This is a genomic window from Desulfovibrio sp. 7SRBS1, assembly GCF_049723905.1.
Lineage (GTDB): Bacteria > Desulfobacterota > Desulfovibrionia > Desulfovibrionales > Desulfovibrionaceae.
In genome coordinates this window covers 3,157,466-3,180,354 of sequence record NZ_JBJKFD010000001.1, presented here as the reverse complement: position 1 = coordinate 3,180,354, position 22,889 = coordinate 3,157,466, and the positions used below count along the sequence as shown (strand labels likewise).

The window sequence follows — 22,889 nt, the reverse complement described above, 5'->3', positions numbered from 1 at the left end:
CACAGATACTCCATTTGAGTCTTTCTCCCTTAGGGCCCTACTCAACGCCAACTATAGCCGAATATGACAAGGTACTATCAGTGGAAAGAATAATTGGAACAGACACATTTATAGGTGACGATAAAGCTAGAGAGGTAGTTGAATACCTTTATGACAACAGGGAAGATTTTGAACTTGAAGATGCTGTACTGTATTACAAATTTCCTGCAATTGGTGACTACGAAGATGAAGTAACTCGCCCTTTTATAGTTGTTTTGTCTTACAGACATGGAGTAGTAATAATCGGGAATGTCTTCGAGACTATTATATCAGAAAAATTTATCAATGATGAAGATGAAAGAATTAGTCATTATTATGGATTAGTTGAAGGTCTTCTCAAGAAGAGCAAGGTGCTGAAGAGCAAAAGACAACTTTCAATAGACATTAACAGTGTTATATACGTTAGCAGTCCGAGAAACATTGACATTACAAATAAAGGCTATGAATCTGAAATCTCAGTTTCACTTTCAGGACTTAAAGATATTTTCGGATTGTTCACATTAAAAGAATCTCTGTCAGAAGAGATTTTTTTAGAAGCTCGGTCTATTCTTGAAGGTGCTAAGGCACTTGGGAAAAAAAAGGGAAGAGAGGTTGCTCCCGAATTTGCAGCCACAAAGCTGTCTGCCTTGGCTGAACTTGAAAAAGAGATTTCAAATTTTGACTTCCACCAAAGAAAAGCTGCAATAACTTTGCTTAAAGGGCCACAGCGGATAAGAGGTTTGGCTGGCTCAGGCAAAACAATTGTTTTGGCGATGAAAGTTGCTCAAATTCATATTGATGATCCAGAAAAATTAATATTGTTCACATTCTACACCAAAAGCCTATATGACCTTATCAAAATGTACATTTCAAAGTTTTGTGAACATTACAATAGCGTAGCACCAAATTGGAATAAAATTCATATAATGCACGCATGGGGTGGAAGTATCGTTGAAGGAGTCTACTACAATACAGCAATAGAACATGGAGTATCACCAATCCCCCTAAAGGAAGCAAAAAAAATTAGCTCTCTTAAACCTTTTGATTTTGTATGCAGAGATTTACAAAAAGAGCAAAAAATAAACCCAAAGTATGATGTTATAATTGTTGATGAAGCTCAAGACTTTCCACAATCTTTTTTTAGACTCTGTTTTAAACTGGCTAAAGGCGAAAGGGACGACAAGACTATAATATGGGCATATGATGAACTGCAAAGTATTATAGACGTAAAACAAAAAACAGCAGTTGACTTTTTTGGAATTGACAAAAAAGGGGACGCACTTATTGATTTAGAGAGAGCATCTGAGCATCAAAGACTTCCTCAATATATGAGTAATGATACAGTTTTAAAGAAATGCTACAGAACCCCTTTAGAAATTTTAATTGCTGCCCACGCTCTTGGATTTGGTATTTACGATACAATAGTGCAGATGCTTGAAAGTGAAGAACATTGGAATGATGTAGGATACAATGTTGTACAAGGGAGGTGTCAAGCTGGGAGTTCTGTATCTATTGAACGCCCCGAGACAAACAGCCCACTGTCGATTAAGAACTATGAAGGCAGTGGCGATTTGATAGATACATATGTGGCATCAGATTTTGATGACGAGATAGAGTGGGTATCTAATGGAATTTTGGGTTTTATAAAGGAGGGGTTGAGCCCAGAAGACATACTGGTAATATCTATCGACGATAGAAACGCACGCACATACTTCTCCCTGATTTCAGAACAACTGAACTCGTCAGAAATATCCGTCAACAACATACTCACAAATCCATATTCATCGACAGTTTTCACTGTAAAAAACAATGTAACCATGTCTACTGTTTATCGAGCAAAAGGAAATGAGGCCCCTGTCGTTTTTGTTCTTGGTATTGATAGCATTAATTCAAATACGAAAAAAACAAGATCTCCAAGAAATAGACTTTTTACTGCGTTCACTAGATCAAAAGCATGGCTCAGGATTAGCGGGATAGGAGAAAATGCAAGGTCTCTTTTAGGTGAAGTTGAAACCGCTTTGAAAAACTCTCCTCATCTGATTTTCGAGTATCCCGATCCTGCTGATATAAATATTATTCAGCATGATTTGAGTGAAAAACGAAAACAGATCAACAAAGCTAAGGACAAATTTATTGAAGAACTGAAAAGCGTTGGCCTTAATGAGGATGAAATAGCTGACCAACTTCAAGGTCTGAGTGACTTATGAACCCTCGTAATTTTACGATAAGCATCAACAAATCTGCCTCACTATTTGATGAAGTGGGGTTACTGCTTGCTGTTCGCTGCCCTACATCGTTAAGAGTAACCAGTGACTTTAAAAAACTATCCTTGGACAGAACCACTCAATACAAAAATTTATACCTCAAGGCGATAGAAACGCAGGATTACAACATAATATTAAGGGATTACTCTTTTTTCCAATTTTCATTACTTAATATTTCTGACTGTAGTGTGAGGTATGCTTTTTATCCGAATCCACTGAGAGGAGAGCAGCCTAGTTATATTTTAGACTGTAATCAAATGTTTGAGGAAGGGCGTTTGGATTATGAAGAGTATTGTCAATTAATATCTGAACTAAAAGAACATTACGGCGTTCCTTGCATTCGATACGACTTTTCCCCTTCTTGTTACAAGCAGCGTCTACACCCTGCAGCTCATTTCCACATAGGATTTTACCACGATGACAGGTGGTCTTCTTCTATATTTTTAACACCAATGATGTTTTCACTATTGATATGTAACATGTATTATTTTCATGTAGTACATAAAAAAAATGACATTGCAAATAATTATTCCGATGAATTATACAAATTAATCAAAAAAGAGAGAGGAATGTGCACACAAATTCAAAGTGATTACTTTTCAGATGATGACCGTTCTGTCATACATTTTAGATAATTTTTCCATAAAACAGAATATTGCGGCTTCTATGCGCTCATGGAAATTGTTTTTGGACTAAAATTTTTTTGGGCAACACTATTTATTAAATTATTTGCCAAATGTTAGCAGCTTTCACACTAAAAGGGTCCGGGGCCATCATGGCCCCGGCGGAGTCCAGAGGCAGCGCCTCTGGTCCTGCTTGCATCCTTTTCCCGACGCATCCCATCCTCCCATTGCAAGTGGCAATTTTCTACAAGAAATTCCTGCACACCTGAGATACAGATAAGCCAGAACACGGACGTGATTTGTTATGAACGTGACATACTGGCGCGACAAGGAGCTTCCCGCCCTGGAGGTTGGGCTGGTTGTTTCCAGCGCACATGTTTTCCCCAACCATTGGCACGAGGACGAGTACCTTGTGGGCTGTATGGAACGGGGCGGCAGTTGGTGCCGCAAGCAGGGCGAGGATGATTCGTTCGTCGCTCCGGGAGAGGTGTGCCTTATCAATCCGGGGCAGGTCCATTCGGGTATTCCGGCTTGGAACGAACGCGTCACCTACCGCACATTCCACGTACAGGCCGAGTGGTTCCGTGAACTTCTCAGCGATGTGGGGGAACGCGACACGCCTTTTCCCGAATTCTGCCGCGTGGTCGGCAAAGACCGTATCCTGTGGGAGCTCATGTGCCATGCCATGGAGCTGCTCAGAAGCCCGGCTGAAAGGCTGGAAAAGGAATCGGTGCTTACCGCGGCCTTTGCCCGATTGGGCAGACGTTTTTCCAGTTTGCAGAGTTTCCCTCCGATTCCTGGCCGGGAGCCGGACGGCGTGCGCCGGGCCAAGGAGTTTCTGGCCGAGAATCTTGAGGAGCGCATTTCCCTGGAGCAGGCAGCCAACGTGGCCGGGCTGTCCCGCTATCATTTTCTGCGGGTATTCAAGCGAACCACGGGCCTGCCGCCGCACGTCTTCCGGACGCAGCAGCGGGTGGAGGCGGCGCGGTTGATGCTCCGCAAGGGATTTGCTCCGGCCGAGATCGCTTTGGCCACCGGATTCACGGACCAGAGCCATTTCAGCAATACGTTCAAAAAATACATGGGAGCCACCCCCCGGCAGTATGCAACCGGATAATCACCTTCACTTTTCCGGTTATCAGTTGTAGGCACCCCCCTTCCGCAACCATGAAATGCAGCGCCAAAACCATTTCGGCACGGTAAAATGTACTGTGCGGGCGCGATCTTATATTTGGGAGAGAACAATGAAACAAACCACCATGGTCCTTGAGCCGGACAGCGCCACCAACAATCTGGGAGCCGCGGTTTCGTATCTGGCCCTGCTGTGCGCCGTGCTTTTGTGGGGAGCGTCCTTTTCCGCCATGCGGCTGGCCGTGGGCGTTCTGAGCCCGAGCGGCGTCATGGGACTGCGCATGTGGCTGGGAGTTCTGGTTCTGCTGCCGTTTGCCGGACGGCTCTACAGGCAAGGGCGCAAGGCCTACAGGCCGGGCGATTGGAAACTTCTGGCCCCGGCGGCGCTGCTGCAGTCCTGCCTGTATTTTCTGCTGGAATCCAATGCCCTGCAATACACGACCTCGTCGCAGGCAGGTATCATTGCGGCTTCTGTTCCCCTGCTGGTTGCCTTTGGGGCGGCCCTGACACTGGGGGAGCGGCTGACATCCCGGGCCATGGCCGGAATGGTGCTGTCCATTGGCGGCGTTATCTGTCTTACCCTTATCGGGGGCAAAATTTCCGGCGCGTCCAATCCCGTGCTGGGCAACACGCTGGAGTTTGGGGCCATGATTTGCGCCTCGGCCCAGATGCTTGTGGTGAAAAAGCTTTCCAGCCGCTACACGCCGTGGTCGCTCACCGCGTTGCAGACCCTGGCCGGAGCAATCTTCTTTCTGCCCGGTATTGTTTCCGTGGCGCATGCCGATCCGGCTGTCTGGGACCTGCGCATGATCGCCATCGTGATCTTCCTGGGCGGTCCGGTCACCATCGGCGCATTCGGCCTGTACAATTGGGGCCTCAGCCGCATCCCCGTCGGACACGCGTCCACATTCATCAATCTTGTCCCTGTGGCAGCGGTGGGCTTTGGCTGGATCGTACTGGGCGAAAGCCTGACCATGATACAATGCTTGTTCGGCATGCTGGTATTTTTGGGCGTGTGGCTGGCCCAGTCGGGCGGCAAATAGCAGACGACGGTAACCTCTTTTCTTTCCACGAAAAAAGGCCCTGGACACTTACATCCAGGGCCTTTTTTGTTGTATTTTCAAAAGAAATTCATGCTCCGACGTGTTCGAATTTAGAATAAGACAAAAGCCGGGGGATTGGCGTATATCTCGTCGGGCTAAAAAAAACCCCGCAATTGCGGGGTTTGGTACAAGAGCCCAGGGACATCATTGGCATGAAACCAAGAGGGGTCGCTCCTGAGCATTGCCCATATAAAATAGGGATCATTCTTTTTTGATGCAAGAATTATTTTCAGTATTTATTGAAAGCTCGCTTTCTACGGAACGGCTGGAAGCGTACCGACGGTATCCGGGCGAACGAAGCTTCGACGCCCTGCTGCGCTATCTTTGGAATACCGAACTGTGTACTTCGTTTTACCCTCTGCTTCAGCATCTGGAAGTTGCCTTACGTAACGCCATGCATACTGCCCTAAGCGAAAAATTCGAAACAGAATGGTGGTTTGATACGCCAGGCCCTTTAGACTCTTATCAATCGAATCAGATAGCAAAAGCCAAAGACAAAATAACACGCCGTGCAGAAAAGGAAACTCCAGGCAAAGTGGTTGCCGAATTGGAGTTTGGCTTCTGGACCGCTCTTTTACACCCGAGATATCGGAATACTCTGGTTCCACCACTAATGAAAAAGGCCTTTTCCGAGGTTGCACAAATTTCTCGGAAGGCCAAACGGGGCTTTGTTTCCGAATCGCTCAACGAAATCAGAATATTCCGGAACAGAATTTTTCACCACGAACCTGTCTGGTATTTTGAAGACTTACACAAAAAGCACAACTTGATTCTTCAGTTCATTCTTTGGCTGAATCCCAGCCTTTTCAAAGTCACATTGCTCATGGACAAATTCCCGGAAATATATGGTGCAGGAACGCTTCCATTTAAAGAGCCTTTGCTCTCCCTGACAACACAGGGCCTTTTCAGACGGTAAGCTGAAAACCACACTCCACGAAAAAGGCCCCGGACGATGACATCCAGGGCCTTTTGATTTCTTAACAACCTAATTGAACAGGCTGTTTAAAAAGGTGCGAAAGCAAGACGCCAGGGATTTTTAAAAGCGACGTGTACTCTTCTGTACACAAGCGCCTTAAAAATTCCGCAGCAACGCAGCTAGCGTGCCTTTTTCAGCAGCCTAACTTCAGCAACCTACTTCAGCGCATCGTACACATTGCCTACAATCTCTTCCGAGGGAGTCAGGGTCTTGTCGCCCGTATTCCACTTGGCAGGGCAGGCTTCGTTGGGATTTTCACGCAAATAGACGTTGGCCTTGATCTTGCGGACCAGTTCGTCGGCGTCACGTCCCACGTTGGGGTAGTTCACTTCCGAGGCAACCAGTACCCCGTCCGGGCTGATGATGAATGTGCCGCGCAGGGCAAGGCCGCTTTCAAAATCATAGATGTTGAAGAAGTCGGCCAGTGCGCCCGTGGGATCGGAACCCATGGGGAACTTCACGTTTTCCAGCAGCTTTTCGCTCTGGCGCCAGGCAAGGTGGGCGAATTCCGTATCTGTGGACACAGACACGACTTCGCAACCCAGTTCCTTCAGCTCGGCGTGCTTTGCAGCAAGGTCTGCCAGTTCCGTGGGGCAAACAAAGGTAAAGTCTGCGGGGTAGAAGAACAGAACTGTCCACTTGCCGTCTTCCACGGCCTTTTCCAGGGAAAACTCACCGAAAAAGCCCTCTTCCGGGTCAAACGTCGTCAGGGTGAAGAAGGGAACCTTCTGACCCACAGCGGCGTTTTCAGGGAATTCTTCGTGTTCGTGCTCGTGATCGCAGTGTTCGTGCTCGCTCATGGTGTATTGCTCCTTGTTAGGTATAAATCTTATTTACGAATCAATCTTTATCAAAACAGTTAGGCTTTGCCAACCCCAAAATCACGCATTTTCCTCTTTTTCTCCATCCTTTTTTTCCAGAACGTCCCCACCTCCCACTTTTCCAAGGAAAACAGGGAAAAAATCCACGGCAATGCGGGTGTCACCCACCTGTCACCAGGCCTTGCTACCACTTGGCAAGAAGAATGGCGACTGTTCCACCATACAAGGAATGGGCTTGATCAACACGAAATCCATGGCGGACAAGGCAGCCTGCCACTCCGCCTTCCCTCATAAAGCGCCTGTACATTGTATAATGATGTATCCCGGCAAGGCGCTCCACCGGCAACGCGGCAAGGGAAAACATTTTCCCAAAAAGCCCCGTGCCCCTCGCATGGTCCGCGACCACAAGCAGTCCGCCGGGCCGCACTACCCTGCGCACCTCCCCAAGAATGCCCGCAATAACGCCGGGCTTGTTTTCGTGCAGCGCAAGACATATGGTGGCTATATCAAAGGAGGCCTGTTTGAACCCTGTTTGGGCAGCGTTTCCCCGAACATATACCACGCTTCCCCGCGTTTTGGCCGCAGCCCGGCGCAACATGGCTCCGGAGCTGTCCAAACCGGTTACGCCCAACTCCCCTTTCCCATTTCGTATTCGCGCCAAAGAGGCGCACAACGCCCCCGTTCCGCAGCCGATATCCAACACTCGCCTCGTTCCGTCCCCAAGCTCGGCGTGCACAACCGAACAGACCGCCCTGTACATGGGGCGCAACAATGGTCCCACACTTGCGTCGTACACGGGAGCTATGCCCGCGTACGCATCGGATGCCGTCATATTCTCCTCCGGGAGAGTTCTCTGCACCCACCCTCAACTGCCAACGTAGGATGAGCCGTATGGAAAACAGAAAACACTTTGTGGTGGACACCAATGTCCTGCTGGAAGACCCCGAATGTTTGCACAGACTGCGCAACGGCGTGGAAAACGACGTCTACATCCCCTACCACGTTCTGTTGGAGCTGAACAAATTCCGCAAGGACCCCCGCCTGGGACACATTGTCACCAAAGTGGTCAATACCCTCAGTGAAAGCAACGGACAGTTCACCATAATGAACACGTCCAATATTTCCGAGGCCTTTTCCGGACATGTGGACAACTATATTCTGGATGAAATTGAAAAAAGCGACATTATCGACCCCATCCTGGTAACCAACGACAAAATCCTCAAGTTGCAGGCCAGCACCAAGGGCATCCGCAACGAAGACTACCGGGAATCCCTGCCGTTCCGCTCCGATGCCGAATTCTACACCGGCTTTGTGGACAGCCGCGAGGACGTACTGCCCAACTGCTTCATGTGGGACGAGGGCAAGCCCGTATTTTTCGGCCCGGATGGGGAAAAGGTCATCCACTATCAGCACAAGATATGGAACGTCACCCCGCGCAACATCTTCCAGAACCTGGTTATGGAACTGATGACCAACCCGGGCATCGATGTGGTTTCCGTACAGAGCGAAGCCGGGTACGGCAAGAGCTTCCTGGCCCTGGCCTGCGCCCTGCATCTGGTGCTGGAAAAGAAGAGCCACCAGAAGATCTTCATGGTCAAACCCATGATAGAAATCGGCCAGAAGCTCGGCTACCTGCCCGGCCGGGTCGAAGAGAAGATGGAACCGTACACCAAATATGTGACGGATCTGCTGATGAAGCTGCACGACATGCGCCCGGCCAACCGCCTGTTCACCAATGCCGAGGCCTACCCGCCCCAATTCGACATGAAGAAGTTCGAACTGCTGCCCATGGCCTACATACGGGGCATGAACATTGAAAATGCCGTGGTTATTCTGGATGAAACCCAGAACATGTCGCGCTCCGAAGTCCGCGCCCTGCTCTCGCGCATGGGCGAGGGCGTCAAATGCTTCTGCCTGGGGGACACCCGGCAGATAGACAACCCCTACCTGAACCAGGAAAACAACGGGCTCAACTGGATCGTGAAAAAGTTCAAGGGCCACGAGCTGTACGCCCACCTTGTGCTGAAGGGCGACAAGTCGCGCGGTCCCATTACAGACCTGGTCATCAAATCGGGGTTGTAAAAAGAGAAGCAGCCGGAACAGGGCTGATGAATCGAATAAAAAAGGCCGACGCAGGGATGCCCTCCCTACGTCGGCCTTATCATTACTTATAGAACGACGTCGTTATTCCGTCTTCGGCCCCCCTACAGGTCCACCACTTCCACGTCGTTGCAGCACAGGGTCTGGTGCATAAAAAGACTGCCCACCCTGGCAAAGCGTTCCGGTCCGTCCGTGGCCATAAAGACCGTTCCGCCTTTGTCACCGTTTGCGCACAGTCCGCGCTGGGCAAGGATGTCCGCAACTTCTACGGCCGTGGTCTGGGCCGAGTCCACAATGCACACGTCCGGCCCCAGAATTTTCGCCAGGGCCGGGGCAAACACGGGAAAATGGGTGCAGCCCAGCACCAGACAGTCGGGCCGGGAGTCCGCCTGAAACATGGGGTCCAGGTAGGAGCGGGCAATGGCCTCCACCACCGGGCCGGTGTTCCAGCCCTCTTCGGCCAGGGCCACCAAGAGCGGTGCGGGACGGGCCTCTATCCGGGCCTGGGGGCGCAGGTTGCGGATGGCCTGCTGATAGGCCTGGTTGTTGATGGTGCTCTCCGTGGCAATGACAGCCACATGGCCGCTTGCGGAATTGGCCGCGCAGGCGCGCGCTCCGGGTTCGACCACGCCGACCACGGGGATGTGGGGATAGGCGGCGGACAGGGCGGGCAGGGCCACGCTGCTGGCCGTGTTGCAGGCCGTAACCAGCAGCTTGATGCCGCGCTCCACCAGATGGCGGGTGGCCTGCAACGCGTAGCGGCTTACGGACTGGGGTGTCTTGGTGCCGTAGGGAACACGGGCCGTGTCTCCCAAATAGAGAAAGCTTTCTCCGGGCAGCCTTTGCTGCAATGCGGACAGCACGGTGAGTCCGCCCACGCCGGAGTCGAACACGCCTATGGGCAATGTGTTGGGACAAGTATTCATGCGGGGAAAAACCTATTGGCCGGGTTGATCGCTCGGTCGCACCTGACAGGTGGCTTATTGTTCAACGGCTCAAAAAGGAGCGGAAGGCAAAGATTTCGGATACGCAGGCCATTGCAAAAACTGTTGCCCACAGGGCCGGGCATTGGACTAGTCGCCGTTGCTCACGTCGGTCTTGGATGCCAGGTCGAGAATGCCGCGCAAGGCCTGGCCCCGGTCCTGGGCCAGCTTCTTCCACTTCTTCTTTTCCTTTTTCGCGGCGTCGATGGTCTGCAGCAGGTCTTGGATGGTGTTGGCCGGATATCCCCGTTTGGCGAAAGATCCTTTGCGAAGTTCTTCGTCGTTTCGCTGACGCAGGGCGCGCAGCTGGCTGGCGTTGAGTATCATCTGGCGGTTGGCTCCCAATGGAAAAAAATCTCCCGCCGGAACATTCCGGCAAGAGGCGTATTCTACCCGGTGACGATACACAGGACAACTGAAAATCCGGCATCCGGTGTACGCTCTTCCCACTTCCGCCCTCTTGAGATGCAGTTTTCCAGCGCTTTTTTCCTCAAACCGCTCTTTTCTTCCACCAACGAAATCCTCTCGACAAGCTGTCCCACTCCCCACTGAACAACGCCCCTAAAATCATTGCCGGTCAAAAAAAAATCTACCAGATTGGACCTGCCGGAAGCTGAAAAAAAGCTTTTGCAGACATGGCAAGGTCTCAACGAAAATCCCGTAAAGCTGCCCCCATTTTCCACTGGAAAAGAGCTGTAAAATTTACTAGACCGAGGCTAGTCCGCAGATAGGAATATTTCGGATGAAAATATTATTTAGCCGCGCAACCCGTGCGGCCCAGGACGCAGAATGATTTCTCCCCAACACCCCCCCAAGCCTTTTCAGGGCGTCTTTTCAACGACCAAGAAAATGGTCATCGGCACCGGAGTAACAAAGCGGAAGGTAGAGCAAACCGTCTATTTTTTCGTGGAACAGCACGCCGACAACCGCCTCACCATGGCCCCCCTCAACCAGAACATGGTTCCGATCAGCAAAACTGAATCCATTTCCAAAGACGAGCTTTTATCCAACTACACACCCGAACCCGCCGTCTACCTCAAGAAGGTCCTGCCCCAGCTAAAAAAGCTCGAAGAACACGTCAAGCGTGGTGAAAAGCTGCGCGAAAAGGGCGCGTTGTACACTGCGGAATTCGAATACAAGTGCGCCCTGTCCATGGCCGAAGACCATGTACGCGGCGTGTTCGGCCTTGGCCTTATCTATCTGGAACGCGGGGACATTTCCGGAGCGAACATGGTGTTCAACAAGATCATCACCCTGGACGCCGCATTCGGGCCGGACAACAAACATCTTTTCAACGACTTCGGCATCCGGATGCGCAAGTCGCGCATGTTGGAGCAGGCCATTCGGTATTACAGAAGAGCACTTGAACTGTGTGCCGATGACGAAAACCTTTTGTACAACATCGCCCGGGCCTACTATGAACGCGGCGAGTTTGAAAATGCCATGGCCCATGGTAAAAAAGCCCTTGGGCTGAATCCCGATTTCGACGAATGCCACCAATTGGTTCTGGTGGCTGAACGGGGCGCCGCGGGCAACAGAATATTCCTGTAGTCCGAGCGTTTTTCCCCACCGGGCACACCGCCCGCCTCTGGTTTTGTTCCATTCCTTTTGCATCGGCCGCAACTGTGGCTTGCCACCGCCCCCGGTTTCTGCAAAACAAGGCCATGGACGCCAACACTTTCGGAAAAATATTCCGCCTCACCACATACGGCGAATCGCACGGCCCCGGACTGGGCGGTGTGGTAGACGGCTGCCCCTCGGGAATCCCCCTGGACGAAGCCTGCATTCAGCAGGCCCTGGACCAACGCAAACCCGGCTCCGGCCCGGCAAGCACCGCACGCAAGGAACCGGACACGGTCCGCCTGCTTTCCGGCGTGTTCGAGGGCAGGACCACAGGCACGCCCATTGCTTTTCATGTGGACAATACAGACCACCGCTCCCGCGACTATTCCACGATAAAGGACGTCTACCGTCCGGGACATGCGGACCTTACCTTTGACGCCAAATTCGGCTTTCGCGACTACCGGGGCGGCGGACGCTCCTCGGGCCGCGAGACCCTCAGCCGGGTGGCGGGCGGCGCCATTGCCCAACAGCTTCTGGATACCTGCGGCATCGACGTGCTGGCCTACACCGCGGAACTCGGCTCCATTCCCGCGCAGATAATCGACCCGGACGGCGCGGAAGCCCGTGCCTTTTTCAGCCCGGATCCCGATGCCCCGGCCCTGTGGGACGAACGCATCCGCGAGGTAAAAAAACAGGGCGACACCCTGGGCGGCATCGTGGAAATTCAGGCCCGCAACCTGCCCGCCGGGCTGGGCGAGCCGGTGTTCGACAAGCTCGACGCCCGCCTTGCCTACGCGCTTATGGGCGTGGGCGCGGTAAAAGGCGTGGAGATCGGCAGCGGCTTCAGCGCGGCCCGCTCCACCGGCAGCCGCAACAACGATGCAATCTCCCCCGAAGGATTTGCCAGCAATGCCAGCGGCGGAACCCTGGGCGGAATTTCCAGCGGCCAGCCCCTGGTGGTCCGCGCGGCCATCAAGCCCATCCCCTCCATCAGCCTGCCCCAGCAGACCATTGACCGCAACAACCGGCCCACGGAAATAACCATTGGCGGACGCCACGACATCAGCGCCATCCCGCGTGTGGTGCCTGTGCTCAAGGCCATGGTCCGGCTGGTGCTTGCGGACTTTGTCCTGTTGCAACGACGCATGGGCCGCTAACCTCTGCCCCGCAGCAAAGGCACACCAACATCAACAAACCTTGTGCGGAAGATTTCCCAGTAAACCGAGGAAGGCGATTCTTCGGTTCTTTCCGCATTTCCCGGCGCAACACCCCGGCAACACCACCTTGTAAAGGATCATTTTCCATGAGTACCGCCCTGACGGCCGAGAGCAAGGCCGGATACATCTACGCCCTGCTGGCCACTGTGATCTGGTCGGGGAACTTCATTGTCGCACGCGGACTGGTTGACGACATCGACCCGGTAACGCTTTCCTTTTACCGCTGGTTCACCGCCACCATCGTGCTGCTTCCCTTTGCCGCAAAGGCCCTTGCCCGGCAGCGGCAGGTCATTGCCCGCAATCTGTGGCATCTCGTCTGCATCGCCTTTCTGGGCGTCACCATCTTCAATACCATCGTCTACATTGCCGGACACCAGACCACGGCCCTGAACCTTTCGCTCATTGCCGTGTTCGCCCCGGTCTTCATCATTCTTCTGGCCCGGATATTTCTGGGCGAGCCCATCACCTGGCAGCGACTGGCCGGAATTGTCCTGTCTTCGGCCGGTGTGGTGACCCTGGCCGTGCATGGAGAGTTTGCACGGCTGGCCGGGTTGCAGTTCAACCAGGGCGATCTGTGGATGCTGCTGGCAACCTTTATCTTTGCGGTCTACACCATTCTGGTGCGGAACAAGCCGACGGAAATAGAACCCACCACATACCTGGCGGCAACATTCCTGTTCGGCCTGATAATGATGCTCCCCTGGGTGGCGTGGCAGTGGGCCGCAACTCCTCCCACACTGCCTTCGGCCCACGTTCTCGGTTCCGTTGTGTACATCGGCGTTGGGGCGTCCCTGCTCTCCTACCTGTTCTGGAACAGGGCCGTGGCTTCCATAGGGCCGTCCACGGCGGGCATGGTCTACTACAGCCTGCCCCTGTTCTGTGGCCTGGAGGCCTGGCTCATATTGGGTGAGCAGATCACCTGGACCCATGCCATTTCCGGCATTGCCATCATTGGCGGTATTTTGCTGGCAACACGACAAAAAGCATGAGTTTGCGGAATACCCCTTGTTATTCTAGTAAATATTCCTATTATTAGAGACTCACCCCGTAAAATTCCCCACGAATTTTACGGGAAAGCGTTTCGCCGCCCCAAATTGGCACACCTTTCTCTGTTCAGGCGAAACGACAAGGTAACTTTTGGAGGAAACATGGCCTCGTTCCGCATGACCAAACAATTCGTCGATAACCTGCTGCAATCCGACAGCTGGCAGGAACGCCTGCCCGAACTTGACGACTACGCGCCCAAGAAACTTGTCGGCACTCTTTTTTCCCTGCTGCTCAGCCCTGTTCCCGAGGTTCCCTGGCGCGCGGTAACGGCATTCGGCAAGGTTGTGGACCGCATGGCCCGCGAAAACTTCGAAGACGCCCGCATCGTCATGCGCCAGCTCATCTGGCGGATGAACGAGGAGTCCGGAAACATCGGCTGGGGCATCGGCGAAACCTGGGGCGAGATAATGGCCGTCAACGAACGGCTGGCCAGCGAATACCACACCATTCTGCTTTCCTACGTGCAGGAATACGAGGGCATTTGCCACGGCAATTTTCTGGACCATCCGCCGCTGCGCTGGGGCGTGCTGTGGGGGTTGGGACGGCTGGCCCAGGAACGGCCCGAACTCTTGGAAAAGGGGCTGAACGACCTGGAAGAGATAATCAACCCGGCCAAGGCCATGGAAGGCAGGGAAGGCACCTACGAGGGACTGGAGTGTCACGACGCCCAGGCCAGGGGCCTTGCCTGCTGGGCTCTCGGCAGCATCGGGGCTGCGCGCTCCATGGAACCGCTTTCCGGCCTGCTGGACGACCAGGCCCCGGTAAGCCTGTTTCGAAACAACCGCCTGGAATCAACCACGGTCAGCGCCCTGGCGCGCGAGGCTATGGAACGAATACAGAACTGAATTGTCGGGAGGTTTCCCCGGCAGGTAAAACATTGCAAACAATCAAAGGCTGGCCCTGAATAGGGTCGGCCTTTTTGTTGTATTGACAAGTTCGATTGAGGGATATTGGTTGGCGTATTTTGGCGCGGGATTGGCGCGGTTTTGGGCAGACGGAGCCATGCAGACGGGGTCCATGTTCCCCATGACCCAGCCGAAGTGAAGACACGAATGGTCCCCCGGCACCAGCCACGCAAGCCTGCGAAAAAAAGAATTTTCCACACAGGCGGGCCGCCCCGGGCTTGCGGAAGGGGGGATTGGGATACATGCCCAGCTCCCTTTCCGGGGAACAAAAACGATCGCATTCCACCCCAGCCTATTATATGTAAAAAGCTACAAATGCCTTGCCGCGCTTGTATTTTCGCAACAATTAGTTTAAGCAGACTACCATAGAAGCAGTCCTTGCGAAAATAACCTGGGTGGACAGGCGTTGAATAAATGCTTGGCGGGTACTATGCTCACCGCACTACCGCGTGCGATGAGCCGCTTTGGCCTGCTGGAAGTTGACAAAACAACTAATTGTTTCTAGCAGGAAGGTTGGCTTGTTCATATTTGAACGAGCCTTACCAAATAAATCGCCGCCGCATTTTCCGTGTACTACTTGGACGGATGCCCCTAGCCATTAAGATTACGTAATATGGTTGGGGCTTTACATACACTCAATGCGTAAGCTGACAGGGATACAATCCTTAACATCAGAAACGACGGAGGTAATGGACAATGGCGAAACATGCGACCCCGAAGCTCGATGAGCTGTGTTCGGGACCTTGGCCGAGCTTTGTTGACGACATCAAGCTGGAAGCCGAGAACCGCAAAGCGAACCCCAACAACGTCGAGTACCAGATCCCGGTTGATGTCTGCGAAGACCTCCTCGGTGTGCTGGAACTCTCCTACACAGATGGTGAAACACACTGGAAGCACGGCGGTATCGTCGGCGTGTTCGGTTACGGCGGCGGCGTTATCGGCCGTTACTGTGACTCCCCCGAACAGTTCCCGGGCGTTGCTCACTTCCACACCATGCGTGTTGCTCAGCCCAACGGCAAATACTACAGCACCGCTTTTCTGCGCCAGCTGATGGACCTGTGGGATTTCCGCGGTTCCGGCCTGACCAACATGCACGGCTCCACCGGCGACATCGTGTTGCTGGGTACCACCACCCCGCAGCTCGAAGAAATTTTCTTTGAACTGACTCACAATATGGACGTCGACCTTGGTGGTTCCGGCTCCAACCTGCGTACTCCCGCTTGCTGCCTCGGCGAATCCCGCTGTGAATACGCTTGCTACAACACGCAGGAAGCCTGCTACAACCTGACCATGGAATACCAGGACGAACTGCACCGTCCCGCATTCCCCTACAAGTTCAAGTTCAAGTTTGACGGCTGCCCCAACGGTTGCGTTGCCTCCATCGCCCGTTCCGACATGTCTTTCATCGGAACCTGGAAGGACGACATCAAAATCGATCAGGAAGCCGTGAAGGCCTATGTTGGCGGCGAAATCGCCCCGAACGCAGGCGCCCACTCCGGTCGTGACTGGGGTGCTTTCGACATCGAGAAAGAAGTTGTGGCTCTGTGCCCCTCCAAGTGCATCAGCTACGACGGCTCCAAGCTGTCCATCGATAACAAAGAATGTGTGCGCTGCATGCATTGCATCAACACCATGCCCCGCGCCCTGCGTATCGGTGACGAACGCGGCCTGAGCATCCTCTGCGGTGCCAAGGCTCCGATCCTCGACGGTGCACAGATGGCTTCCCTGCTCGTGCCTTTCATCAAGGCCGAAGGCGACTTCGACGAGCTGAAGGAAGTTGTGGAAAACATCTGGGATTGGTGGATGGAAGAGGGCAAGAACCGCGAACGTCTCGGCGAAACAATGAAGCGCCTTGGCTTCCAGAAGCTGCTTGAAGTTACCGGCATCGAAGCCGATGCGCGTCACGTACAACATCCCCGTGAGAACCCCTACATCTTCTGGAAGGAAGATGAAGTTCCCGGTGGCTGGGATCGCGACATTTCGGATTACCGCAAGCGTCACTCCCTGTAGTCGAGACCAACGCAACACTAAAAAGCCCAAATTTACGGGAGGTTATATACCATGGCATTTATCTCCACAGGATACAATCCCGCTAAACCCATGGAGAACCGGATTTCCGATATCGGGCCCAAGAAATACGATCAGTTTCTTCCCCCGGTCATCAAGGAAAACTTCGGTAAATGGAAATACCACGAAATCGTGGAGCCCGGCATTCTGCTGCACGTGGCTGAAAGCGGCGCTGAAGTGTACACCATCCGTTGTGCAACTGCCCGCCTGATGTCCGTTACCCTGATGCGTGAAGTTATGGACATCGCCGACAAGTATTGCGATGGCTACCTGCGCTTCACCACTCGTAACAACCTCGAGTTCATGGTGGACAGCAAGGACAAAGTGGCTCCTCTGAAAGAAGATCTGCTGTCCCGCAAGTTCCCCGGCGGCTCCTACAAGTTCCCCATCGGCGGAACCGGCGCCTCCATCACGAACATCGTCCACACCCAGGGTTGGGTGCACTGCCATACGCCTGCAACGGACGCCTCCGGCACCGTTAAGGCCGTTATGGACGTGCTGTTCGACCACTTCGGCAAAATGGATATGCCCGCTCCGCTGCGCGTATCCATGGCTTGCTGCCTGAACATGTGCGGCGCGGTTCACTGCTCCGACATCGCTTTCCTGGGCATTCACCGTAAGCCGCCCATGAAGGACCACGCTGTTCTGGACAACCTGTGCGAAATTCCTCTGGCCGTCGCTGCCTGCCCCACCGCCGCCATTCGTCCCACCAAGGTCGAACTGAACGGTGAGAAGAAGAACAGCGTGGCGATCAAGGACGAACGCTGCATGTTCTGTGGCAACTGCTACACCATGTGCCCCGCACTGCCCCTGTCCGACGGCGAAGGCGACGGCCTGGCCATCATGGTTGGCGGCAAGCTGTCCAACCGTATCAGCCAGCCCAAGTTCTCCAAGGTTGTTGTGGCATACGTGCCCAACGAACCTCCCCGTTGGCCCACACTGACGGCCACCATCAAAAAGATCGTGGACGCCTACGCTGCCGGTGCCAACAAGTACGAACGTCTGGGCGACTGGGCCGAACGTATTGGCTGGGAACGCTTCTTCGAAGTGTGCGACATCCCCTTCACGCCGCACCTGATCGACGACTTCCGCGACCCGGCTTACTACTCCTGGCGTCAGACCACTCAGTTCAAGTGGTAGTCTGAGCCTTATAGACACCCAGGGCGCGGTCCCTCTCGGACCGCGCCCATCATAACTAACCAAGGGGTTCACGTTATGCCTATCGATATGGAATCCGGAAAAGTTGAAATCCTGAAGTTTTTGGAAGAAAAGACCGGTTCCAAATCCAAATTCTACTTCAACGACTTCACCAAGCTGTTTCCCGATGCAAAGGCTCGCGAAGTGAAGAAGATCCTGACCGAACTGGTCAAGGAAGAGAAGATGGAATACTGGTCTTCGGGATCCACCACCCTGTATGGCCTCAAGGGCGCTGGCAAACAGGCCCATGGCGAGGGTGAAGACTAAAATCTTCCCTCGGCCTGCGGTACCTCAGGTCGGAGCCTGCCAAGGGCACAGCCCGGCGTCAGGCGTGGAAGATGTTGACGAAATACGTATTTCGCCAAGACCGGGCTGCAAGGGATTCACAAGATCCCTCGGCCCGGTTCTGTATTTCTAAAGCCGAACAAGCCGCCACGTGCACAAAACACACGAACTGCCACGCCTCATTCTGGCCGGTCTTTCCGGTGGTGCAGGCAAGACAATCGTCTCCCTGGGGCTTTGTCGCGCCTTTTCCCGATCCGGCAAATCCATCCGCCCATTCAAAAAAGGGCCAGACTACATCGACGCGGCCTGGCTTTCTCTGGCAGCCGGCAACACGGCGGCAAATCTCGATTCCTATTTCATGTCCGACGACTGCGTGCGCGCCCTTTTCATAGAACGCATGCGCGGCTTCGAGGCAGGCATTGTGGAAGGCAACCGGGGGTTGTTCGACGGCATGGACAGCGAAGGTTCCATGTCCACGGCCAGCCTGGCCCGTTGCCTGGAAGCTCCTCTCATTCTCGTCGTTGACGCCACCAAGATGACGCGCACGGCTGCCGCCATCATCCAGGGTGTGGCCGGGTTCGAGCCCGGACTCAATCTGGCCGGGGTCATTCTCAACCGCACGGCCGGTCCCAGACATCGCAAAATCCTGCGAGAATCCATCGAGCGCTATACTTCGATACCCGTGCTGGGGACTCTGCCGAAAATAGCGGATAACCCCATTCCCGAGCGTCACATGGGGCTGTGGTCGAACAGGGAGATGGACGGAGCAGCCATTCTCGACCCGCTGGCCGACATCATTGCCGACAACGTGGACCTGGACCGCATACAGTCCATTGCCGACGCCGCTCCTCCGCTTGCCGCACCGGACTATACGCTGTGGCCCGAAGCGCAGGGCCTTGGCGAGGCTGTCATCGGCGTGGTCAAGGACGAGGCGTTCTGGTTCTATTATCCGGAGAATATCGAAGCACTGGAACGGGCCGGAGCGACCATACGCACGGTCTCGCTGCTGGATTCAGCACCATGGCCCGAGCTGGACGGCCTGTATATCGGCGGGGGCTTTCCGGAAACCCTGGCGGAACGGCTTTCCGCCAATACCGCGGCACTGGAACGGGTGCGCTCCCTGTCCCGCGCAGGCATGCCCATTTACGCGGAATGCGGCGGCTTCATGTACCTTGCCCGCTCCATCGAATACCAGGACCGCACCTATCCCATGGCAGGCGTGTTTCCCCTGGACACCCGGCTGTGCGAACGGCCCAAGGGGCTGGGCTACATCCAGGCCAGGGTCGAATCGGACACCGCGTTCTACAAGGCCGGAGAGACCATCCACGGCCACGAATTCCACTATTCCTGCTGCTCGTCCCAACCGGACGAGGAAGAGCTGCACTTTTCCTTCAAGATCAACCGCGGCTCCGGCATCCACAATGGCCGGGACGGCCTGACCGTGAACAACACCCTGGCCGGATACAGCCACATCCACGCCCTGTCCGTGCCAAAGTGGGCCCCTCGCTTCGTGGCTGCCGCGTCGAAATTTCGCAAAGCTCGCAACGCCGAATAAACGGCGCACACCGGCTCCGCACGTTGTTATGCGCTTCGCCTCAGTGCGAAAGCGTGTTGGAAAAAACATTCGCCACAATCACTCCGGCAACAATCAGCCCTATCCCGACGAGCGCCCCGGCATCCAGCGTCTGGCGAAACACCACGACACCGATGATTGCGGTCAGAACGATCCCCACTCCTCCCCAAATTGCATAGGCGACTCCCAGCGAAATATTTTTCAGCGCCAGGGACAGGAGGAAAAACGAAGCCGCATAAAACACTCCCACCAGGAGCGTGGGAACAAGCCTGCTGAATTGCTCGGACTTCTGCAGAAAGGTTGTTCCAATGACTTCAGAGACAATGGCAAAGGCCAGATACAGATACGACAGCGCCAACTGATTCATGAGTGCATCTCCCCGATACTTGCAAATCCAAAAGGCGAGGCCTTCTCAGACAGTCCCCACAGTAGTCGAACTGCGCGGACGGCTCAAATGGTTCGGCAACCAAGTGTACAAAGACCCACGGCCTCGTGTATTCCTCCGAAATATTAGACTCTCCCTCCAAAGCCCATTCCCCACAAAAAAGGGAAAGCCATCTCTGACTTTCCCTGGAGTTCGTATCTTCGCAGGCTCCCCACGTTCGCAGGCTAACCTCTCTTTCTCACTCTTCTACCCAACTTCCCAACTTCGCGGGCTGATCAAAATGGTGCGGAAGCAAGGCGTGAGGGAGATTCAAGGTCGACGCGTATTCTTATATACGCGAGGGCTTGAATCTTCTGAAACAACGCCGCTAACGCGCCATTTTCGGCAGCCCTTACCCCCTAAGCAAGGCCCAGGCTGGTCAAATTGGCCTCACCCTGAAAGGTAATCTCGGCCCCGCCCTGCAAAAAGAGCTTGCCGTCGGTCACATCCACCACCAGCTTTTCACCGCCCGAGGTGGTCACTTCCACCACAGGTCCGGTCAGGCCCAAGCGGTGCGCCAGAAAAACCGAAGCGCAGGCACCCGTGCCGCAGGCATAGGTTTCGTCTTCCACGCCGCGCTCGTAGGTGCGCAGCAGCATGTGCTCCTTGTCCACCACCTGGGCAAAGTTGGCATTGGTTCCGGCCGGGGCGAACTCTTCGTGAAAGCGCAGTTTGCTGCCCATGGCAGAGATGTCCACTTCCTCCACATCGTCCGTGAAAACCACGGCATGGGGCACGCCCGAATTGACAAAATGGCAGATGTTCAAATCGTCGGACAGGCCCACTTCGATGTTCAGCCGCTCGTCGAACGGGTCGGTAAGCTGCACCTTGACCTGGCCGAGTTCCGGCAACACCTTGGCGCGCACAACACCGGCATCCGTCCCAATGGAGTGCTCCACCGGGGCCATGCCCAGCTCGTAGGCCAGCCGCGCGGCACAGCGCGACCCATTGCCGCACATTTCGGCGCGGGAACCGTCGGCATTGTAGAAATGCCAGCGAAAATCCACGTCGTCCCTCTCGGGCGCCTCTTCGAGAAAAAACAGGCCGTCGGCAGCAATACCAAACGCCCTGCGGCACAAGGACTTGGCCCAGTCGGCCATGTCGTCGACCGCGACTTTGGCGGTCCGATTGTCGATAACCACAAAATCGTTGCCGCTGCCCTGCATCTTGAAGAAATGAACAGCTGCGGAAAAATCAATACCCATCTTCAATGTACCTCGCGTGCAATATTACTTCTCGACTGGCTAACATAGCTTTGGCCCGCTCGTCGAGAGTTCAGACCGCCGTCCTCAGGCTCCGCGCAGGTAGAGCATCCTGAGCATGTTGGCAGGCAGTGCGTTATCCCAATGGCCGCTTACCGAAGCCAGAACATAGCCAAGAATCAGCAGGCCGATACAGCCCGCACCCACGGCCCAGAAAGGCAGGGAAGTCCTTCCCTCCTTGACTTGGCCGGTTCCGGAACCGTAGCCCACACCAAGCTGTATGCAGCCCTCCACAGGGCAGGCTTCCACGCAGGCCATGCAGCCGATGCATTCGGGCGAAGTCACCCGTGCCTTGGTGTCCACCTGGATGGACGAAGGACAGGCCTTGGCGCATTTTCCGCAGTGCACGCAGGCGTCTGCGTCCCGCTGCACGGCCATGGGCCCCATCCAGGAAAACAGCCCCAGAAACGCGCCGTAAGGGCACAAATACCTGCACCAGAAATTCCTGAACACAATACCCAGCACGGCCAGCACAGCAAAAGCCATCAGAGCCTTTGCACTGGGGCTGGTGAAAAACTCCAGCATGCGTGCATCGGCCGTCAGGTTGTAGGGAGACATCAGAAACTGGTTGAGCGCCGCCACGGGCATGGACAGCACGTTCACCAGAAAAAAGGCCAGCCACACGTATTTGAACACGGAAAGCACACGGCTTGGCCAGCGGGGAAGCGTAAAGGCCAGGGACATCTTTTTCCCCAGCTTTGCGAGCAGGTTGGAGGCCAGCCCCACGGGGCAGACATAGCCGCAAAAACCTTTGCGGAACAACAACGCCATGCCTATGGCAGCCAGCAAAATGACCAAACCGGCCGGATGCACATTGTCCCACAGGCCGGTCAGGACATAGCGCTTGAGCCCCATGAGCGCGCTGATGGGCAGAAAGGCTTCCACGGAGGCCGGGCGCGGCACGGCCGGTCCGCCATTATGGACCCAGGACAGAAAAGCGTGAAAACAGTAGCCGACATAAAGGCAGAACAGGGCGATTGCGCCCTGCAGAAAGCGCCGGAACACGGTAGGACCGGGCATATTTTTCATGATACATTCTTCCGTTAGACAACACGGCAGGGCACCATGTTTTCCAGAGGCATACACAGCCTCCGCCCCGCCGGAAGATTTCCTCGCACATTCGGAGGAATGTGTACACTTACAAAAATGTCTACAATAAATTTCCAATAAACTCCGTTCAAAACCCATGGCTGCCGCTCTGTGCAGGCGATTTTTCAAAGATTCTGCAGGTTTTTGTGAGCTCTTTTTCGCCTGCGAGAAATCATTTTTGGTGAAAATATACAATTTGGTTACATACGGCAGGGCAGCAAACTGCTTAATACCCCAAAAT

At 54.2% G+C, this 22,889-nt stretch carries 21 protein-coding genes; 14 read left to right on the top strand and 7 right to left on the bottom strand.

Going from position 1 to position 22,889, the window contains the following annotated elements; translation table 11 throughout:
- The first annotated feature begins 80 nt into the window (after positions 1-80).
- The 5 genes from ACI0FJ_RS14260 to ACI0FJ_RS14240 all read left to right on the top strand — a co-directional run bounded on the left by ACI0FJ_RS14260 (position 81) and on the right by ACI0FJ_RS14240 (position 6,055).
- Positions 81-2,225 (top strand): DEAD/DEAH box helicase, encoded by a 2,145-nt coding sequence (locus tag ACI0FJ_RS14260; protein ID WP_424304564.1) that lies wholly within the window; start codon positions 81-83, stop codon positions 2,223-2,225.
- On the top strand, positions 2,222-2,917 hold the full coding sequence (locus ACI0FJ_RS14255) for a DUF2290 domain-containing protein (protein ID WP_424304563.1): 696 nt from the start codon (positions 2,222-2,224) through the stop codon (positions 2,915-2,917). The genes ACI0FJ_RS14260 and ACI0FJ_RS14255 overlap by 4 nt, the downstream gene beginning before the upstream one ends.
- A 292-nt stretch (positions 2,918-3,209) precedes the next feature.
- Positions 3,210-4,022, top strand: a complete 813-nt coding sequence (locus ACI0FJ_RS14250) for a helix-turn-helix domain-containing protein (RefSeq protein ID WP_424304562.1) — start codon at positions 3,210-3,212, stop codon at positions 4,020-4,022.
- Positions 4,023-4,149: 127 nt separating this feature from the next.
- Entirely contained in the window at positions 4,150-5,079 is a 930-nt protein-coding gene (locus ACI0FJ_RS14245; RefSeq protein ID WP_424304561.1) for a DMT family transporter, read from the top strand.
- Between the two features lie 274 nt (positions 5,080-5,353).
- Positions 5,354-6,055, top strand: a complete 702-nt coding sequence (locus tag ACI0FJ_RS14240) for an Abi family protein (RefSeq protein ID WP_424304560.1) — start codon at positions 5,354-5,356, stop codon at positions 6,053-6,055.
- Positions 6,056-6,270: 215 nt separating this feature from the next.
- Here the strand turns inward: ACI0FJ_RS14240 and ACI0FJ_RS14235 are convergent, their stop codons facing one another.
- On the bottom strand, positions 6,271-6,915 hold the full coding sequence (locus ACI0FJ_RS14235; RefSeq protein ID WP_424304559.1) for a peroxiredoxin: 645 nt from the start codon (positions 6,913-6,915) through the stop codon (positions 6,271-6,273).
- Between the two features lie 205 nt (positions 6,916-7,120).
- Positions 7,121-7,768, bottom strand: coding sequence for a class I SAM-dependent methyltransferase (locus ACI0FJ_RS14230; RefSeq protein WP_424304558.1), 648 nt, complete (start codon positions 7,766-7,768; stop codon positions 7,121-7,123).
- A gap of 59 nt (positions 7,769-7,827) precedes the next feature.
- On the opposite strand from ACI0FJ_RS14230, the gene ACI0FJ_RS14225 reads away from it, so the two are divergent.
- The gene (locus tag ACI0FJ_RS14225) at positions 7,828-9,018 is read left to right on the top strand and encodes a PhoH family protein (RefSeq protein WP_424304557.1); all 1,191 of its coding nucleotides are present in this window, start codon (positions 7,828-7,830) and stop codon (positions 9,016-9,018) included.
- A gap of 122 nt (positions 9,019-9,140) precedes the next feature.
- On the opposite strand, the gene murI is transcribed toward ACI0FJ_RS14225, so the two are convergent.
- Positions 9,141-9,962: a glutamate racemase gene (gene murI, locus ACI0FJ_RS14220; RefSeq protein ID WP_424304556.1), complete on the bottom strand. Its 822-nt coding sequence runs from the start codon at positions 9,960-9,962 to the stop codon at positions 9,141-9,143.
- A gap of 147 nt (positions 9,963-10,109) precedes the next feature.
- A complete protein-coding gene (locus ACI0FJ_RS14215) occupies positions 10,110-10,346 on the bottom strand; it encodes a hypothetical protein (protein ID WP_424306578.1) in 237 nt (78 codons plus the stop codon).
- Positions 10,347-10,808: 462 nt separating this feature from the next.
- Between ACI0FJ_RS14215 and ACI0FJ_RS14210 the strand changes: the two genes are divergently transcribed.
- The 8 genes from ACI0FJ_RS14210 (at position 10,809) to ACI0FJ_RS14175 (ending at position 19,855) form a co-directional block, all read left to right on the top strand.
- Positions 10,809-11,570 (top strand): tetratricopeptide repeat protein, encoded by a 762-nt coding sequence (locus tag ACI0FJ_RS14210; RefSeq protein WP_424304555.1) that lies wholly within the window; start codon positions 10,809-10,811, stop codon positions 11,568-11,570.
- A gap of 113 nt (positions 11,571-11,683) precedes the next feature.
- Positions 11,684-12,739, top strand: a complete 1,056-nt coding sequence (gene aroC, locus ACI0FJ_RS14205) for a chorismate synthase (RefSeq protein ID WP_424304554.1) — start codon at positions 11,684-11,686, stop codon at positions 12,737-12,739.
- A gap of 146 nt (positions 12,740-12,885) precedes the next feature.
- Positions 12,886-13,788 (top strand): DMT family transporter, encoded by a 903-nt coding sequence (locus ACI0FJ_RS14200; RefSeq protein WP_424304553.1) that lies wholly within the window; start codon positions 12,886-12,888, stop codon positions 13,786-13,788.
- A gap of 159 nt (positions 13,789-13,947) precedes the next feature.
- The gene (locus ACI0FJ_RS14195) at positions 13,948-14,691 is read left to right on the top strand and encodes a DVU0298 family protein (RefSeq protein ID WP_424304552.1); all 744 of its coding nucleotides are present in this window, start codon (positions 13,948-13,950) and stop codon (positions 14,689-14,691) included.
- 756 nt (positions 14,692-15,447) lie between these two features.
- Entirely contained in the window at positions 15,448-16,761 is a 1,314-nt protein-coding gene (gene dsrA / locus ACI0FJ_RS14190; protein WP_424304551.1) for a dissimilatory-type sulfite reductase subunit alpha, read from the top strand.
- A 51-nt stretch (positions 16,762-16,812) separates the two neighbouring features.
- Positions 16,813-17,958: a dissimilatory-type sulfite reductase subunit beta gene (gene dsrB / locus ACI0FJ_RS14185; RefSeq protein ID WP_424304550.1), complete on the top strand. Its 1,146-nt coding sequence runs from the start codon at positions 16,813-16,815 to the stop codon at positions 17,956-17,958.
- Between the two features lie 87 nt (positions 17,959-18,045).
- Positions 18,046-18,282, top strand: a complete 237-nt coding sequence (locus ACI0FJ_RS14180; RefSeq protein ID WP_424306576.1) for a dissimilatory sulfite reductase D family protein — start codon at positions 18,046-18,048, stop codon at positions 18,280-18,282.
- A gap of 169 nt (positions 18,283-18,451) precedes the next feature.
- Entirely contained in the window at positions 18,452-19,855 is a 1,404-nt protein-coding gene (locus ACI0FJ_RS14175; RefSeq protein ID WP_424304549.1) for a cobyrinate a,c-diamide synthase, read from the top strand.
- 40 nt (positions 19,856-19,895) lie between these two features.
- Here ACI0FJ_RS14175 and ACI0FJ_RS14170 read toward each other — a convergent pair whose 3' ends face one another.
- From ACI0FJ_RS14170 to ACI0FJ_RS14160, 3 genes are all read right to left on the bottom strand, one after another.
- The gene (locus ACI0FJ_RS14170) at positions 19,896-20,240 is read right to left on the bottom strand and encodes a DMT family transporter (RefSeq protein ID WP_424304548.1); all 345 of its coding nucleotides are present in this window, start codon (positions 20,238-20,240) and stop codon (positions 19,896-19,898) included.
- A 416-nt stretch (positions 20,241-20,656) separates the two neighbouring features.
- Complete coding sequence (gene dapF, locus ACI0FJ_RS14165) at positions 20,657-21,502, bottom strand: diaminopimelate epimerase (RefSeq protein WP_424306574.1); 846 nt, start codon at positions 21,500-21,502, stop codon at positions 20,657-20,659.
- Between the two features lie 84 nt (positions 21,503-21,586).
- Positions 21,587-22,588, bottom strand: a complete 1,002-nt coding sequence (locus tag ACI0FJ_RS14160) for a 4Fe-4S binding protein (RefSeq protein WP_424304547.1) — start codon at positions 22,586-22,588, stop codon at positions 21,587-21,589.
- Positions 22,589-22,889: the final 301 nt, after the last annotated feature.